Raw genomic sequence first — 16,865 nt, 5'->3', positions numbered from 1 at the left:
TTATCAATTACATTTACCGATTCTTTATTTTCTAGCATGACATTATCCTGCTGATTTAGTATTTCTGACTGTTTTATTTCTTCTTGAGGTTTAATTGGTACGTTAAAATAGTTATTATTCTGTACCGATAAAGAAGATTTAATCTCTTCATCTTCTTTATCAGGGACATCAGTATTAACTATCTCTTTCAAGCTTTCATCTTGCTCTGTTTCTTTTTTATCTGTTTCAACTAACTCTATTTGACTACTTTCAAACTCATCTGGTGACTTAGCATTTATTAATACCTGATTTGCTTCTGGTAGCATTTGTTTACCATTTTCAAGTTCTTGATTAAACAAAATTGAAAAGTCACTTCCTAAATTATCTGTTGTGACAGAACTACCTAGTAAATTAGACTGGCTAAAAGCAAGAGTATCAAGTGTTATCAAATCATCCAACTGTATCTCTTCCTTTCACTTTTAAATGAATGAATAACTAAACCTCAATGTTCCCATCTCATCTAATTCTTTTTGCTCTTCTGATTTTTCTTCTAATAAATAATTTTCGTAATGTTTTTCCTTTAAACGTTCCATTATCTTTCGTTCTTTTTGAGCATCAACAAATACTGACATTTTTTTGCTTGTCTCATTACTATACTGACTGACCGTTTCTTTTTGCATTTCAATTTGATTATCTAAAAAATTTTTATAAACAAATTGTTGACGAAGTTTATTAATATTAGTTAAACTTCCGGTACTTTCATTCATTGATTGACTTGCCTCAATGTAACCCTCTAAAATATCTTCCTGCTCTCTTTGAGCTTGTTGATAGACCAAAAAGTTTTTCTTTGCTTCTTCTTCCTGCAATTCACGCCAATTTAAAACGTTATCCAGAGAAAATTTATATTTCTTCAATCATTTCACCCTTCCCTTACAATGTTTGCTTACATAAACACTCGGTTCAATGATTCTACTGTTTGTGTGTATGTTGACGGCTCATCAACATTTTGTTTTAAAAAGCTTTTAATATCTTCATTCAAATGAATAGCTTGATCAACTTTTGGATTTGTTCCTAATTTATACGCACCAATATCAATTAAATCTTTTGCCTCTGTATAAGCTGCCATATTTTCTTTTAAAAGACCTGCTTTTTGATATTGATCTGTTGGAACAATAGTTTTCATTAATCGACTAAGACTTTGTTGAATATCAATAGCTGGATAATGATTTTCTCCAGCTATCTTCCTAGATAAAACGACGTGACCATCTAATATACCCCGAACAGCATCAGCAATAGGTTCATTCATGTCGTCCCCTTCGACTAGAACCGTATAAAATGCTGTAATTGATCCCTTTTCTGACATTCCACTTCTCTCTAATAACTTTGGTAACATCGTAAAAACTGATGGTGTATACCCTTTTGAGGTTGGTGGCTCGCCCGTTGCTAGACCAATTTCCCTTTGCGCCATAGCAAATCGAGTCACAGAATCCATCATCAAAATAACCTTTTTTCCTTGATCGCGGTAATACTCTGCAATTGATGTTGCAACAAACGCTCCCTTTAATCTAACAAGAGGTGGTTGATCTGATGTAGCACAAACAATAATTGATTTTTTATAGCCTTCTGGACCTAAATCATTTTCAATAAACTCCGTAACTTCTCGACCACGTTCTCCAATTAGACCAATCACAATGACATCGGCCTCACAGTAGCGAGCAATCATACCTAATAACGTACTTTTACCCACACCACTTCCGGCAAAAATCCCAAGTCTTTGTCCTTCACCAACCGTTAAAATACCATCGATTGCTTTTACACCAGTACTCATCACCGTCTCAATTTTTCTGCGTTTAAACGGATCTGGCGATTCCCTATTAACTGGGTATTTTTCACCTGTTTCAATAGATTCTCCTGTTAAAACACGGCCCAAACCATCAAGTGTTTTCCCCAGTAATCCATCATTGATTTCAATTTCAAGAGCAGCTCCCGTTGGTTTTACTAAACAACCAGGTCCAATACCATCAAGTTCATCAAGAGGCATAAGTAAAACTGTTTTATTAACGAATCCAACAACTTCTGCCATTACTTTTTTTTTTGATTTAATAATCTCTATTTGGCAAACTTCACCAATAAAAACATTCAATCCTTCTACTTTAATAATTAATCCAACGACTTGAGTTACTTTCCCATATTTTAAAAAATAATTTTGATTCGCTATTTTTTTTTGAATTTTCTCCAAAGGAACTAATGCTTCCATCTCTACTCCTCCTTTGATAAATCAATTATCATAGCCTCTAATTGTTTTTTTACTTGTAAATCGATGACTTCGTAGTTTGTTTCAATAATACAACCGTTTTTTTCTAGAGACTCATCTACAAGTACAGCAAATTTTAAATCTGGAAACTGTTGTTTCATGTTTTCCATATAATCATTCGTATTTTCCAACTGTTCTTTTGTAACAAAAATAGTGATGAAATTATCCGATTTTTCTACCTTATTTAAAACTGGTTGTAGCAATAGTTTTAATTGATCATCCGACATGGAAATTTCCTGATTTATTATGTTTTCAGCCATTAATGCAGCTGCTCTAATAAAATCATCCTGTTTTTCTTTTTGATACAAATCCATTGCCTCTTTAGCTTGTTCAATTAAAGACAAGGCATTTTCTTTTAGACTTTCTGCTTCTAAAAGGCCAGCTTGATAACCATCCACTTTACCAGTTTCAAATCCGTCAAGTTGTCCCTCTTTCAAGCCTATTTTATAAGCGTTTTCTTTTACAATTTTCCCTTCCTCATCTGCATCCTTTAAAACAATTTCTTTCAGACGAAGTAATTCATGGAAAAATTTTTTTCTTTCTTTTTTTAGTATATTCAAGTAATTCGTTTTAATTGTTTCTAACTCTAAAGAAAATTTTTCTTGTTTTTCTTGCTGCACTTGATAAAAATCATGCTCTATCTGTTTCATGTCAGAAACAGATAGAGTGTGATTTTCCATTGTAGGTTCAATTTTCTTTTTTTTTGGAGTATGTGTCGTTTCTATTTTTTTATTACATTTTTCTTCGACTACTTCAGTATTCTTGAAAAATTTACGAGATGACAGCATCTTGATCACCTCTTCCGATGTAAATTTCTCCCTCCTCATCCAATCTACGAATAACAGCGACTATATTCTGTTGTGCTTCTTCGACTGCTGATAAACGTGCAGGTCCTAAGAACTGTAAATCTTCTTTCAACATCTCAACTGAACGAGAACTTTGGTTGCTATAAATAAATTCTTTGATTCCTTCAGAAGCACCTTTAAGAGCAAGTACCAATACATCATGATTAACTTCACGCAACACCTTCTGAACATCAGATTTTTCAAGACCAACAATATCCTCAAAGGTAAATAGATTGGCTTTAATTTCTTCTGATAATTCTGGCTGACGTTTTTCAAGATCTGAAATAATATTTTTCTCTGTACTTCTGCCAACTGAATTTAGAATTTCTACTAATGTATTAACGCCACCTACATTTTCCGTATCATTTTCAACAAAATTAGAAAATTTATTTTCAATAACTTTTTCAATTTTTTCAATAATAATTGGTGATGTACTTGAAATAGTTCCAATTTTTTCAGCAATTTCTGCCTGACGATTATCCGGAAAATGCGCTAACACTTCCGCTGCTTTATCCGGTTGCATATAACAAAGAATTAACGCAACAGTTTGAGGATGTTCTCCAAGTAACAAGTTTGTTAATTGCTGAGTGTCAGCTTTTCTTGCAATATTAAACGGACGTTCTCTAAGTTGTATTTGATTTAAAACACTAACAACTTCTTTAGCTTTTTGAGCTCCTAAAGCCTTATTTAATAAATCAACAGCATAATCAATACCACCATCAATGACGTGTCTTCTAGCTGTCGACATTTGAACAAACTCTTGGATTACTGATTCTCTATCTTCTGGCCTTACATAGTCAATATTGGCGATTTCATAACTAACTTTTTGAATATGCTTCTCAGGTAAGAGTTTCATAATTTGAGCAGACGTTTCAGATCCCAGTGAAATCAATAAAAGAGCTGCTTTTTTTATTCCATCTACATTTTCCATTGATTCACCTACTTATCTTTCATCCAAACTTTAATTAATTCAGCAGCAAGATCTGGGTTATCTTTTGCATATCGTTTTGCTTGTTTTTCACGATCCAGAATTTCTTGAGCTTTTTGTTTTTCTCTTTCCTCTAATTCATTAACAAGATCATCTTGAATTATCTTTTGTTGACTCTCTTCAATATTCTTCACAGCCTGACCAATCTCCTCACTCATAACATTGTCATTTGGATCTGGATGAACAGGAATGACCGATTGTTCAAATATTCTTTCTGGTGTATCGTCTGCTATATCTTCTGTCACATCTAAATCAACATCAGCATACTCATCAAGTTCATCGCCTCTCTTTTTACTTCTCATAATAAGAATACTAATTGTTATAATAAGTAAAATAAGACCAACTAAAATCCCCCAAACGATTGGATTAGATAATAATTTTTTAAAGATTGACTGTGTTTCTTTACCTTCTTCAGGAATAATTTGCTCATCTTCAGCAAACTTGATTGCTTGAACGGATACTTTATCGCCACGTTCTCTTTCAAAACCAATAGCCGATTGAACAAGTTCTTCAATTTGTCTGATTTCCTGATTACCTATGTTTTCTTTAATTAAAACAGAAGCTGTTACACGTTTAACAACACCTGGTGCGTTTAAAATCTTTGTTGTCTCAGTGTCCAACTCGTTATTAATCGTATGATTGTACGATTTACCACCATTCTCATTATTCCCAACAACATTTGCCACGTTATCTTTTACAGGACCACCATCAACTTGCTGTTGATTAATGGTATCTCCACCAGCTTGAATAATTTCACTTCTAACTTTTGGTTTATCATACTTCACAGTTGTTTTTTCAATTGAGTCAAAATCTAAATCCACATTAATTGCTAAATTTAATTCATCTTTTTCAAATAACGAACCAAGTAATGATTTTGTTTTACCTTCGAGTTTTTCTTCTAAGTCATCTTTTAATTTTTGATACTTAGAAGTTAGATCGCTAACGCCACCCATTTTCTTCTCATCTAAAATATCAGATAGAACATTTCCATTTTCATCAACAATTTTTATGTTTTTTTGCGGTAGATTCTCAACTGCTCCGCTTGTTAATGAAGCAATACCTTTGACAGTTTCTTCACTAAGCAATTGATCTTTTTGAAGTTTCAAAACAATTGACGCCGTTGATTCTTTATTCTTTTCTTCAAAAATACTTTTATCAGGAGTAACAAGCATTACTTTAGCCTGTTTAACAGCTGCTAATGATTCGATTGCACGTTGAAGTTCTCCAACAACTGCACGTTGGTACATAATTTTACGATCTTCATCCGTTGCCATCATATTTTTTTCATCAAATATCTCAAAACCAGTTGATTTATTTGGAAGTTTATTTTCAACTGCTAGGTCAATTCTAACTTTATCAATAGCACTTGATTCTACTAAAATTTTACTTCCTTTTTCTTCAAGCTTATATTTGGTTTCATTCTCATCTAGAATTTTCGTTATATTACCGGATTCCTCATCCGTTAAATCAGAAAACAAGATAGAGTAATCCGTCTTATTTAACATATAAGTAGAGATAAGAAGAACGCTTACTACGCTCACTAAAGCTAAAGCTAAACTAATTTTTTTTAGTTTGCTTAACCCCTTCCATTTATCAGTAATATTGCCTTTCAGCTCCTGAATTTTATCCATGATTTATATCCTATCCCTTTCATCATTCCTCTAAAACTGCATGTTTTTTATATCGTTATAAGCTTCAATACACTTATTTCGAACTTGAACTGCACTTTGTAAGACAATTTGGGACGTTGACATATCAATCATTGCAGAGTGAAGATTTTCTAAATCCCCTGTAATTAAATCAGGGATATTCGCATTACTTTTTGAAACAACACCCTCAACATTATCGATTGCTTTCATAAACAAACTAGAAAAATCTGCCTGATTATCCGAATTTTCAGATTTTTCTGTTTCTTTTTGTGTTATTAATTCAGTTTTCAGCTGATTTTGATAGTCTTTTATCGAATTAATGTTTTCCGAAGAAACATTCATTTACATTTCCTCCCTTTTCACATCATTAGTCTTTTGAAATTTCAAGCGCTTTTTTCATCATATTCTTGCTCGATTCAAAAGCAGAAGCATTTGCTTCATATGTTCTTAAAGTACTCATCATGTTAATCATTTCATCACTTAAATTAACATTTGGCATTTCTAAATAACCATTTTGATCTGCATCAGGATGTTCCGGTTGATAAATAACCTTATTTTCCTGATCCTCTCTAATTTGAGTAGGCTTAACACCATAGCTTTTATAGCCACCAGATGCGTTTGCTTGTTTTAAACTCTCTTCAAAGATAACTTCTTTTCTTTTGTACGGTCCACCTTCTTCAGTACGAGTTGTATTAACATTAGCAATATTAGTTGATATTGTATCTAACTTAATCCTCTCAAGAGAAAGACCACTTGTGTTGATATTAAACGAATCAAAAATACTCATTTGTCTCCTCCATTTTAATGATTAATAACATAATTTAATTGTGATAATTCGTGATTAACTTGTCTCGTTAATGCATTATAATAAAGCTCATTGACAGACTTTTCAGACATTTCAACATCTAGATCAACGTTATTACCATTTTCTTTTACTGATGTTTGCGTTTTACGAACAATTTCAGGTGCAAAATCGTTTACATTCCCGTTAATAGAAAAATGTTTTTCATTAGTTCTTAATAATTCAACATCATCAGTTGACATGGCTTTTTTAAGTTTATCCTCAAATGAAACTCTTTCAACTTTAAATCCAGGTGTGTTGATATTTGAAATATTGTTCGATATTGCTTTTTGTCTTAAATCTGAAGCATCCATTGCTAAATTTAATAAACTCACGTTATTAAAAGTCATTACAATTTTCCCCTCCCTTGAACAAATTGTGTTTGACTGTCCATTTCTTAGTATCCATTTTCTTAAAATAACTGAAAGATGATCCACTAACTTCGACACGGGATGAATTATAGCTTAGAAAAATAACCAATTCGATTCAATATTTGCATGACGATATGCAAATCACTTTTTTTAAAACTTTTTTTATTGACACATTTTAATTGATTACCATCAAAGTTATAAACTTACACATGATAAGCAAACAAAATACAAAGAAGTTTAAAACAAAAAAGTTTTTCCTCATCTAATTTTAATGATTTTTACTATTAATTTATTTATAAAACTCTCCGATAATCTCTATTGTGGTGTTTTTAATATTTAGTAATTACTTAGTATAAACAAAAAGACCTGAAAAAATTTAATTAGGGGAATCGAATATGGATATTTTTTTAATTCTAGGAATTATCATGGGGTTTATTTCAGTTATTGTCGGAATGATTGTTAAAGGAGCCGATGCGATGGTGCTGCTAAATCCAGCGGCAGCGATTATTATTGGTGTCGGTACATTAGCAGCTTTAGTTAATTCATATCCTAAAAAGGATATTAAGCGTCTGCCAAAAATCATTGGTGTTTTGTTTAAATCTAAAGAAAGCGATAAACCAGAAGATTTGGTTGAATCAATCATGGGGTTAGCGCAAAAAGCGAGACAAGAAGGTGTTCTTGCTCTTGAAACAACCGTTGACAGTTTAGAAAATCCATTTTTAAAAAATGGAATGGAAATGGTAGTTGATGGAGTGAACGCTGAACAAATTCAAGAAGTTTTACTAAATGAAATCAATGCGCTAGAAGAACGTCATCGTGTTGGTTCAGCAATGTTTAAGACAGCAGGTTCATCAGCACCAACCCTTGGAGTGCTTGGTGCTGTTATCGGTTTAATTGGTGCTCTTGGAAATTTAAATGATGTTAATGCTCTTGGCCACATGATTTCTGCAGCCTTCGTTGCAACTCTTTATGGTATCTTCTTCGGGTATGTTCTATTTATTCCGTTTGGCTCTAGACTGGTTAGAAAATCTGAATCTGAAATTAAAAATATGCTAATTACTGTAGAGGGAGTTCTTGCTATTCAAGCTGGACATAATCCAAACACTATTGAGCGTAAACTAATGGGAATGTTAGACCCTAACGAAAAAGCTGGGAAAGATTAATTTAAGAAGGTGAGTTGAGTCGGAATGAAGCGTAAAAAGAAACCTGAAGAACATGCAGATGAAGGCTGGCTACTTCCCTATTCTGATATGATGACTTTACTTTTAGCCTTGTTTATCGTTATGTTTGCAATGGCAAAAGCTGATAGCGGTAAAATTGATGAACTGAGTAATGAATTTAATGTCATTCTATCTGGACAAAGTAGTGGTGGGAATGGTGGTATTCTTCCTGCTCACCCTAAACAGTCTAAACATAAATCCAAACAAAAAGAAAAAGATGAGAAGAAAGAATTGACTAATGATGAAGAAAAAATTCAAGCTGCTGGTGAGTCCATTAAAGATGAGTTAACTAAATCTGGACATAGTGAAGATATTGATGTGGACTTGGAACAAGATGGCTTGAGAATTGCCATTAAAAGCGGTTTACTCTTTTCACCAGGTAGTTCTGATATTCCCTCTTCAGTCGAAGGAATTGTTAAAAAAATTGCTGATTCTCTAAAAGAATTAGATAATGATTTAATTATAGCCGGTTACACTGATAACGTTCCTAATCAGACAGCTCAATTCGATTCTAACTGGGAACTAAGTGCAGCAAGAGCCATTTCAGTAATGGAATTTTTAGTTAAACATCATGGTATTAGTGAAGATCGGGTCTCCATTCAAGCCTATGGTGAATTTAAACCTAAAGTCCCTAATAACAATGATGAAAATCGAGCTAAAAATAGACGAGTTGAAATCTTCATTATCAAAAAAAATATTAAATAAAAAAACAGTTCTGTTAAACAGAACTGTTTTTTATTGTCATTATTTAACTGCATCTTTTAAAGCTTTACCTGGTTTGAACGCAGGGACTTTACTTGCTGCGATTTGGATTTCTTCTCCTGTTTGTGGGTTGCGACCTTTACGGGCAGCTCTTTCACGTACTTCGAAGTTACCAAAACCGATTAATTGAACTTTTTCACCTTCAGCTAAAAATTCTTGAATTGAAGCAAATACTGCATCAACAGATGAAGTTGCATCTTTTTTTGTTAAACCAGTTGCTTCTGCAACTTTTTCGATTAATTCTGCTTTGTTAGCCATGTTTATATTTCACCTCCTCAAAAAGGAAATTGATGTTAATCTTTGACATCATATTTTAGGCGATCATTTTTGAGTGGTCCAAAAATGATGTTTGGAAATATCTTAATTAATATTTCTTAAACAAAGATAACACAAGAATTGAGTGATAGCAATGTTTTTAGCCTTATTTAATAACTTTTTTTCAATTAATTCATTTAATATTGAAAATGAATTCCAACTGTGCTAAAATGCGTTTTTTTATTTTCTACGTCTTGTAATAATACGAATTGGCGTTCCTTCAAACTCAAAGGCTTTACGAATTTGATTCTCTAAAAACCGTGCGTATGAAAAATGCATTAGTTCTTCTTCATTTACAAAGACAACAAAAGTTGGTGGTTTAATAGCCACTTGAGTTGCATAAAATATTTTTAGTCGTTTTCCTTTATCTGTAGGTGTAGGATTAATAGCTACTGCGTCCATAATCACTTCGTTTAACACAGATGACGGTATTCTAAGCGTTTGATTTTGACTCACTGTTTCAATCATTTCAGGTAATTTATGTAGACGTTGTTTAGTAATAGCTGATACATAAATAATCGGTGCATAATCAAGATATCTGAACTCTTTACGTATATCTTCTTCAAAATTTTTCATTGTATGATTATCTTTATCTAAAGTATCCCACTTGTTTACAACAATAATAATTCCTTTACCTGCTTCATGAGCAAATCCAGCTATTCTCTTGTCATACTCTCTTATACCTTCTTCGGCATTTAAGACGACTAAAACAACATCAGATCTATCAATTGCTCTCATCGATCTCATGGCACTATATTTCTCAGTGCTCTCATATACTTTGCCTTTTTTACGCATTCCAGCAGTATCAATCATTTCAAATTTTTGACCTTCTGGTGATGTAAATGATGTATCGATGGCATCTCTTGTTGTTCCAGCAATCTCTGAAACAATCACTCGTTCTTCTCCCAAAATAGCATTAATCAATGACGATTTTCCTACGTTAGGTCGTCCGATTAAACTAAATCTAATAGTATCATCATCTTCTGTTTCTGGTACCATTTCAAAGTGCTCACAAACCTTATCTAGTACATCACCTAAACCAATACCATGGCTTCCAGATACTGGAATGGGATCTCCTAAACCAAGTGAGTAAAACTCGTAGATATCACTTCTCATTTCTGGATTATCTACCTTATTTACAGCAAGAATTACTGGTTTGTTACTTTTATAGAGAATACGTGCAACATAATCATCAGCATCTGTAATTCCTTCACGTCCGCTAACAATCAATAGAATAACATCAGCTTCATCAATCGCTATTTCAGCTTGATGCTTAATTTGATCCATGAAAGGCTCGTCGCTCATTTCAATACCACCAGTATCAATAATATTGAATTCTCTTCCTAACCACTCACCATGGGCATAAATTCTATCTCTTGTTACTCCTGGTATATCTTCCACAATCGAAATTCTTTCGCCAGCAATTCGATTAAACAATGTTGATTTCCCTACATTGGGTCTACCAACAATCGCTAGTGTTGGGTTTGCCATTATGGCCACCTCCTAATTTTTAACATAATACATCCTTTTAAAGTTTAGCCGATAGAAGCCTACCATGCAAGCAAAAGCTTTAAAAAAAAGAAAAAGTCAGAAAAAATCTGACTTTTTCACTATTATTCAATTAAATCTTTACCAATTACATCTCCTAAAGTGAATCCTGTTGATTCTTCAGGCATTTCATATGTATCTTCAACAACAATTTCATCGTCTTCTTTTTCTTCTAGCGCTTTAATACTTAAACCGATTCGTTTGTTTTCTCCACTAACATCCAAAACTTTCACCTGAACAATTTGACCTTCTTCTAAAGCCTCATGAGGTGTTGCAATATGTTTATGAGAAATTTGAGAAATATGAACTAATCCCTCAACTCCAGGTAGTACTTCAACAAAAGCACCAAAAGAAGTTAATCTGTTAACTTTTCCTTCTAAAACAGAACCAACTGCTGCTCTTTCTTCGACATTATCCCAAGGTCCAGGTAACGTTTCTTTAATAGATAGAGAAATACGGTCTTTTTCAGGGTCAATACTTAAAACTTTAACAGTTACATTGTCGCCTACAGTTAAAGCATCCTCTGGTTTATCAACATGACTATAAGATATTTCAGATACATGAACTAAGCCATCAACGCCACCTAAGTCAATAAATGCACCAAAGTTTGTTAAACGAGCTACTACGCCTTCAAGAATATCACCAGCTAAAATTTTGCCCATAATTTCTTCTTTTGCAGCTTCTTTTTTCATTTCAATAACTGCTCTATGAGATAAAATTAAGCGGTTTTCAGAAGGTTCAATCTCTATAATTTTATAAGCTAAAGTTTTACCTTTATAATCTTTAAAGTCTGATACGAAATGATCTTCAACCATAGATGCAGGAACAAAACCTCTCACACCAACATCTACAACTAAACCACCTTTAACAACATCTGTAACAGGTGCTTCAATTACTTCACCTGCTTCAAAAGCTTTTTCAATATCTTCCCAAACTTTTTTAGCATCAACACGGCGTTTAGAAAGTAAATAGCTGCCATTTTCTTTATCTTTTCCGATTTCAGAAATAACAACCAAATCAATTGTGTCTCCAATATTTACTACATCAGTCACATTATCAACAGGAATAGTAGACAATTCTTTTAAAGGGATAACGCCTTCAACTCCCGCTCCGATAATTCCAACTATTGCTTGTTTACTATCATCAATAGAAAGAACTTCACCTTGAACTAAATCTCCAACTTTTACTTCTTGTACACTTGCCATAGCATTTAACATTTCTTCATTGTTATGCTCTGTCATATTTCCCATCCTCCTCAACAACAATTCTTCAACACATGTTATATACTCTATTCTACCTAAAATAAAAACACTTTACTAGAGTAAAATGTTCTTTTTATACATTATATCTGAGATTGAATCAAATTTTCGATTTTTAAAACAACCTCTCCAATATTTAAACCAGAAGTGTCAACTAAAATAGCATCTTCGGCTTGAACTAGTGGAGAGTTTTTTCTTGTTGAATCATAATGATCACGATCTGCAATTTCTTTTTTTAATTCATCAAAATCTGTTTCAATTCCCTTGGAGATATTCTCTTTATATCGACGTTCAGCACGTTCGACAACGCTAGCAATAAGAAATATCTTTAAATCTGCATTTGGTAATACAACAGTTCCAATATCTCGACCATCCATTACAATACTATTTGATTCAGCAATTTTTTGTTGTCTAATAACCATCTCTTCACGAATACTCTTATATGCAGATACCTTAGATACTGAATTAGTCACTGTGTTATTTCTAATCGCTAAGGTAACGTCCTCATTATTAACGAAAACATGTTGGCCATCTTCTTGATGATTAAATGAAATAGTTAATTTATTTAGTAAAGATAACAGTTCTTCTTCACTATCAAGATTTACATTGTTTTCTAACGCTGATAAAGTTAGTGCACGATACATGGCACCTGTATCACAATAAATAAAAGAGTTTTTTTTAGCTAAAATTTTAGCTACTGTACTTTTACCAGCTGATGCTGGCCCGTCTATTGCTATTTGAATATTATTTTTCATTTTGTAAAAAACACCTTTGCCCTTATAAATTAAAAAGTCGTCATAGGACGACTTTTTTATTTAATTCTAATTTGTTGCCCAGGTTGAACATTAGTTGAATCAATACCTGGATTTAGTTGGTATAGTTGATCAACTGTCATCCCATTATCAGTAGCAATTTTCCATAAACTTCTAGTAGAATCACCTTCACCATAGTTAACAGTACTTCCTGGTGCAGCTTGGTTATTCTGCTCAACGCCAGCATTTCCGTTATTCTGGTTGTTTTGATTATTTTGTGCCTCATTTGGTGATACTTCTACATCTTCAAATGAACTTGATGATGAAGATGATGTAGAGCTTGATGAACTACTTGATGATGATGAGCTACTGCTTGTTTCCTTAGTAGAGCTACTTGTTTCAGATGTTTTCTTTTTAGCTTTAGAGCTACTTTCAACAACAACAGTACTAGGTTTAGTTTCACCGCTATTCATCTTGTTATTCATATTCAAGTAAAGAATAGCCGATACTGGAACTAGAACGATTAAGAATAATAAAACGACTAATACAATCACATACCAGTTTTTTCCTTCTTCTTTAACTCTTCGGTCTGTTCTTGATGTTTCATCTTCCTCAGTTTCAACTTGCTCTTCATAGATTGGTTGATTCCACGGTTCTTGTTCGTTTAATTCATCTTTATCTTTATCTTTTTTACTCACTTGGTGACCTCCTCAAAAACTTCTGAATTTATTCTATCATATTCTAGCACATAAATCTTTAAATTTTATATTAAAAAAAGTTTTTTTATTATCTCCTCTGAATTTATCACTTTTTTTTCAAATAAATGTACATCTTCTACATCAAATTCAAACATTTCTTTCGGTTGACAATTATCACAACAACACGTTTGCTTAATTGACTCATAAGCATTACCGAAATAATTAAGAATACTTTGTCTTCTGCAATACTTATTCTCTACATAAAAAGACATATCTTGAGTCTTTATTCTTTTTTCAAATTGTTTACTATTTATCTTTTGTTCAAAACTATCCCAATTCCAATTATTCTTCTCTAAGGATATTAACCATTTCTTTTGATTATCACTTAATAAAGAATGATATTTCCTTAACTCCTCTTTTGATTTATTTTTTAAAAATAATAAATCTTTCTTTTGATGAAAACTCTCATCTTGCAAATAATAATGTATTCGCTCATCACCTTTTTGATATAATATAATCGATATGCTTTGTTTCCCATCTCGACCTGCTCGACCAGATTCTTGAACATAATTTTCTAAGCTATCTGGTAAATGATAATGAATAACAAATCGAATATTTTCTTTATTTACGCCCATTCCAAAGGCACTAGTAGCACAAAGTATTCGAATATCATCATTAATAAACTGTTGTTGAATTTTCACTCGATCTTGGCTTGAGACATCACCATGATAAAAAGCTACTGAATAAGGCAGATGTTCGTTTAAAGTTGCCGCTAATCTTTCAGCTTCTCTTTTACTTGAAAAGTAAATAATTCCTGGCATATTCTTCTCAGCTAAGAAAGATAATAGAAAATCAACCTTATCCTCGCACTCTTCAACTTGATAGTAAATATTTTCTCTATTTACAGAATAAAAATATGTATGAAAATCTCTACTTGAAAACAACTCATTTTCTATATCTTTTTTCACACTTTCTGTCGCAGTAGCTGTTAAAGCGAGTGTTAGAGGATTGTTTAATTTATTCAAATTATGTTTCAATTGTAAATAACTAGGCCTAAAATCATGTCCCCACTCAGAAATACAATGTGCCTCATCAATAACAAATAAGGTAATGTTTAAGTCAGAAAAACACTGAAAAACTTCTTCTTGATTCAATGTTTCTGGACTAATAAATATAAATTTAAATGAGCTCAGATTATTTAAAACATATTTTTTTGAGGGGTAATCCAACGTACTATTTAATGCCACTACTGATTTTTCTCCCATTTTTCTAAGCTGAGATACCTGATCTTCCATCAAAGATATCAAAGGAGAAACAATAACGGTTTGTCCATCAAACATGTAGCTTGGCAATTGATAACATAATGATTTCCCTGTTCCAGTTGGAAGCACTGTAAACGTATTTTTTCCAGATAATAAGGAATCAATCGTTTCTTTTTGCCCCAATTTAAAGGAAGAAAAACCAAATTTTTCTTTTAACAATTTTGTTTGATTATTCACTTCTTTCCTCCTCAACTAAATAAAATTGAAAACTTCTAAACTCATAAAAACTTAGATTTGGTAAAACTGTATTAACCTCTTTATATACCCATCTTCGAAAATCAGGTTCAATCATTTTAAATTCTCTAAGTTTTTCTGTCATTTCATCTGAAAAATTGGGTAACTCATTTATATTGGGTGCTTTTAAATATTCTTCAATTAAATGATCCGTCACTGTACTTTCTTTTAATTGTCGCATTTGGCTCACTTTTGAGATTGACATTACCTCATCAAACAATCGTTTCGATATGATGCTACTTTCTTCTTTTAACCAATTTTTTTCTAATAGTATAAGTTGATTCATTAATGGATATATCTCCTGTTGACTTAAAATTACCGACATCATATAATGCAGTGTATTTTTAAAAATAAGGTAAGCATGCGTTGGCTCTATTGTCATTTCATTAGCAAGTTGAATTAATGTATACCCTGTTAATTCATGTCCTACCAGTTGTCCAAAAATAATTTTTTTTTCGTCATCTGAAAGAATTGAATTTATACTTAACCATTCCTTTTTTAATTGTTCAGTAACATTTTCATCCTGTTTAATTAGCCATCTTTTTAATTGTTGCTGTTTGAAAAGATTTGATTCAATCGGAACGTAATCTTTATGTTTGAATGATTTTTCAGAGATTACCTGTGTTGTAAATAATAATTTTTCCCAAAAAAAGTTATCCCATTTATTATAAGAAAAAGGATTTAAATGATCCGTGTTTGGAAAAGAGATACTCTCAAGATGTTCCTTCCCTTTTTCAGTTAAATAAAAATAGTTTTTTTTATCACTTTTTAATAAATGCTGATCAACCAATATTTCAATCGTTTTTTGATATTTTTCTTCAGTTAAGCGAGGAAATAAACCAAAATACTTCAGATTATCATAAAAATACCCAAAAGATAAAACAGAAGACGTTTTTTTTCCTTTTAACAAATGATATAATGTGGTCATCCTCATGGGATGTTTTAGATTGTAACAACTTAGAATAAAATATTCATAAAACAAATAGTTTCACCTCAGTAAGGAGTTTATTTAATGCTATATAAAATTATACCAAATAAATGTATTGCATGTGGCTTATGCCAATTAAAAGCACCAAAAACTTTTGATTATCATGACAATGGAATCGTTAAATTTTTAGATTCAGATAATGAAACATTAGATATATCTAATGATTTACCAACTGAATTATTAAATGCATACCGCGTTTGCCCAACCAGAGCCATTGTAATTGAAAAGTAAAAGAAAGAAGAATTTTGATAGGTAGTCAAAATTCTTCTTTCTCCTATTTGTTTAATTCTTTATAAATCTCTTGTCCAACTAAACTGGAAAAATTCTCAGCCCCTTCAGGTGTTAAATGAACACCATCAGATTCGAACCATGCAGTTTTCCCAATTGAATACTCCTTCCAATCAATAACATGTGCATTCTTATATCTTTTCGCAGTTTTATTAAGTTCATCGTTAACGGCCTTTTGCCAAGGTTTTTGAACCATTGTATCAACAAAGAAAACTGGTTTATCTTCTAATTTATTCATAATATTGTCAATATCAGTAGAAGAAAAACTACCATTGGTCCCTAAAACAATTAAAACAACATCACCTATCTTCTTATCATCTGCCGCTTTTTTAAAAACAGGCTCGCTATCCATTAACTGTCTACCTACCTCAGCATCAATCGTATTATTCGGAAAAACAGCTTGAATTTCAGGTGCTGCACTTAATAACAAAGAATCACCAATTGCGGTAAATTTTAATTTTTTTAAGTACTCTTTCTCTTTATCAGTTAATA

At 32.2% G+C, this 16,865-nt stretch carries 20 protein-coding genes; 3 read left to right on the top strand and 17 right to left on the bottom strand.

What is annotated here, in order from left to right; all coding sequences use genetic code 11:
- From RR554_RS02405 to flgB, 9 genes are all read right to left on the bottom strand, one after another.
- Positions 1-437, bottom strand: a 437-nt coding sequence (locus RR554_RS02405; RefSeq protein WP_332467350.1) for a hypothetical protein, incomplete at its 3' end; no start/stop codon positions are given.
- 21 nt (positions 438-458) lie between these two features.
- Positions 459-893, bottom strand: a complete 435-nt coding sequence (fliJ, locus tag RR554_RS02400) for a flagellar export protein FliJ (RefSeq protein WP_332462340.1) — start codon at positions 891-893, stop codon at positions 459-461.
- A 29-nt stretch (positions 894-922) separates the two neighbouring features.
- Positions 923-2,236 carry a flagellar protein export ATPase FliI gene (fliI, locus tag RR554_RS02395; protein WP_332462339.1) on the bottom strand — a complete coding sequence of 438 codons (1,314 nt, stop codon included), beginning with the start codon at positions 2,234-2,236 and terminating at the stop codon, positions 923-925.
- Between the two features lie 2 nt (positions 2,237-2,238).
- On the bottom strand, positions 2,239-3,081 hold the full coding sequence (locus RR554_RS02390; RefSeq protein WP_332467349.1) for a FliH/SctL family protein: 843 nt from the start codon (positions 3,079-3,081) through the stop codon (positions 2,239-2,241).
- Entirely contained in the window at positions 3,065-4,069 is a 1,005-nt protein-coding gene (fliG, locus tag RR554_RS02385; RefSeq protein ID WP_332462337.1) for a flagellar motor switch protein FliG, read from the bottom strand. The genes RR554_RS02390 and fliG overlap by 17 nt, the downstream gene beginning before the upstream one ends.
- A gap of 8 nt (positions 4,070-4,077) precedes the next feature.
- Positions 4,078-5,757, bottom strand: a complete 1,680-nt coding sequence (gene fliF / locus RR554_RS02380; RefSeq protein WP_332467348.1) for a flagellar basal-body MS-ring/collar protein FliF — start codon at positions 5,755-5,757, stop codon at positions 4,078-4,080.
- Positions 5,758-5,787: 30 nt separating this feature from the next.
- Entirely contained in the window at positions 5,788-6,117 is a 330-nt protein-coding gene (fliE, locus tag RR554_RS02375; RefSeq protein WP_332462335.1) for a flagellar hook-basal body complex protein FliE, read from the bottom strand.
- Positions 6,118-6,142: 25 nt separating this feature from the next.
- Entirely contained in the window at positions 6,143-6,562 is a 420-nt protein-coding gene (gene flgC / locus RR554_RS02370) for a flagellar basal body rod protein FlgC (RefSeq protein WP_332462334.1), read from the bottom strand.
- A 14-nt stretch (positions 6,563-6,576) separates the two neighbouring features.
- Positions 6,577-6,966, bottom strand: a complete 390-nt coding sequence (gene flgB, locus RR554_RS02365) for a flagellar basal body rod protein FlgB (RefSeq protein WP_332462333.1) — start codon at positions 6,964-6,966, stop codon at positions 6,577-6,579.
- A gap of 416 nt (positions 6,967-7,382) precedes the next feature.
- On the opposite strand from flgB, the gene motA reads away from it, so the two are divergent.
- Together motA and RR554_RS02355 are read left to right on the top strand one after the other, a co-directional pair.
- Complete coding sequence (gene motA, locus RR554_RS02360; RefSeq protein ID WP_332462332.1) at positions 7,383-8,150, top strand: flagellar motor stator protein MotA; 768 nt, start codon at positions 7,383-7,385, stop codon at positions 8,148-8,150.
- 24 nt (positions 8,151-8,174) lie between these two features.
- Positions 8,175-8,912, top strand: coding sequence for an OmpA/MotB family protein (locus tag RR554_RS02355; protein WP_332462331.1), 738 nt, complete (start codon positions 8,175-8,177; stop codon positions 8,910-8,912).
- 39 nt (positions 8,913-8,951) lie between these two features.
- Here the strand turns inward: RR554_RS02355 and RR554_RS02350 are convergent, their stop codons facing one another.
- From RR554_RS02350 to RR554_RS02320, 7 genes are all read right to left on the bottom strand, one after another.
- The gene (locus RR554_RS02350) at positions 8,952-9,227 is read right to left on the bottom strand and encodes an HU family DNA-binding protein (protein WP_086343077.1); all 276 of its coding nucleotides are present in this window, start codon (positions 9,225-9,227) and stop codon (positions 8,952-8,954) included.
- 237 nt (positions 9,228-9,464) lie between these two features.
- The gene (der, locus tag RR554_RS02345) at positions 9,465-10,775 is read right to left on the bottom strand and encodes a ribosome biogenesis GTPase Der (protein ID WP_332462330.1); all 1,311 of its coding nucleotides are present in this window, start codon (positions 10,773-10,775) and stop codon (positions 9,465-9,467) included.
- Positions 10,776-10,897: 122 nt separating this feature from the next.
- Entirely contained in the window at positions 10,898-12,082 is a 1,185-nt protein-coding gene (gene rpsA, locus RR554_RS02340; RefSeq protein WP_443081314.1) for a 30S ribosomal protein S1, read from the bottom strand.
- Between the two features lie 92 nt (positions 12,083-12,174).
- On the bottom strand, positions 12,175-12,846 hold the full coding sequence (gene cmk / locus RR554_RS02335) for a (d)CMP kinase (protein ID WP_332462328.1): 672 nt from the start codon (positions 12,844-12,846) through the stop codon (positions 12,175-12,177).
- Positions 12,847-12,902: 56 nt separating this feature from the next.
- A complete protein-coding gene (locus tag RR554_RS02330) occupies positions 12,903-13,541 on the bottom strand; it encodes a LysM peptidoglycan-binding domain-containing protein (protein ID WP_332462327.1) in 639 nt (212 codons plus the stop codon).
- A 65-nt stretch (positions 13,542-13,606) separates the two neighbouring features.
- A complete protein-coding gene (locus RR554_RS02325; RefSeq protein ID WP_332467346.1) occupies positions 13,607-15,022 on the bottom strand; it encodes a RecQ family ATP-dependent DNA helicase in 1,416 nt (471 codons plus the stop codon).
- A 10-nt stretch (positions 15,023-15,032) separates the two neighbouring features.
- On the bottom strand, positions 15,033-16,079 hold the full coding sequence (locus RR554_RS02320) for a helix-turn-helix domain-containing protein (RefSeq protein ID WP_332462325.1): 1,047 nt from the start codon (positions 16,077-16,079) through the stop codon (positions 15,033-15,035).
- A gap of 30 nt (positions 16,080-16,109) precedes the next feature.
- Here RR554_RS02320 and RR554_RS02315 point away from each other — a divergent pair, with 30 nt between their 5' ends.
- Positions 16,110-16,316, top strand: coding sequence for a ferredoxin (locus tag RR554_RS02315; protein ID WP_332462324.1), 207 nt, complete (start codon positions 16,110-16,112; stop codon positions 16,314-16,316).
- Between the two features lie 43 nt (positions 16,317-16,359).
- Here RR554_RS02315 and RR554_RS02310 read toward each other — a convergent pair.
- A partial coding sequence (locus tag RR554_RS02310; protein WP_443081313.1) for an SGNH/GDSL hydrolase family protein occupies positions 16,360-16,865 on the bottom strand: 506 nt, incomplete at its 5' end.

Source organism: Vagococcus sp. (assembly GCF_036639995.1).
In the GTDB taxonomy this organism is placed as follows: Bacteria; Bacillota; Bacilli; order Lactobacillales; family Vagococcaceae; genus Vagococcus.
Note: the sequence above shows the minus strand (reverse complement) of the source record. Positions and strands in the feature narration are given on the sequence as shown.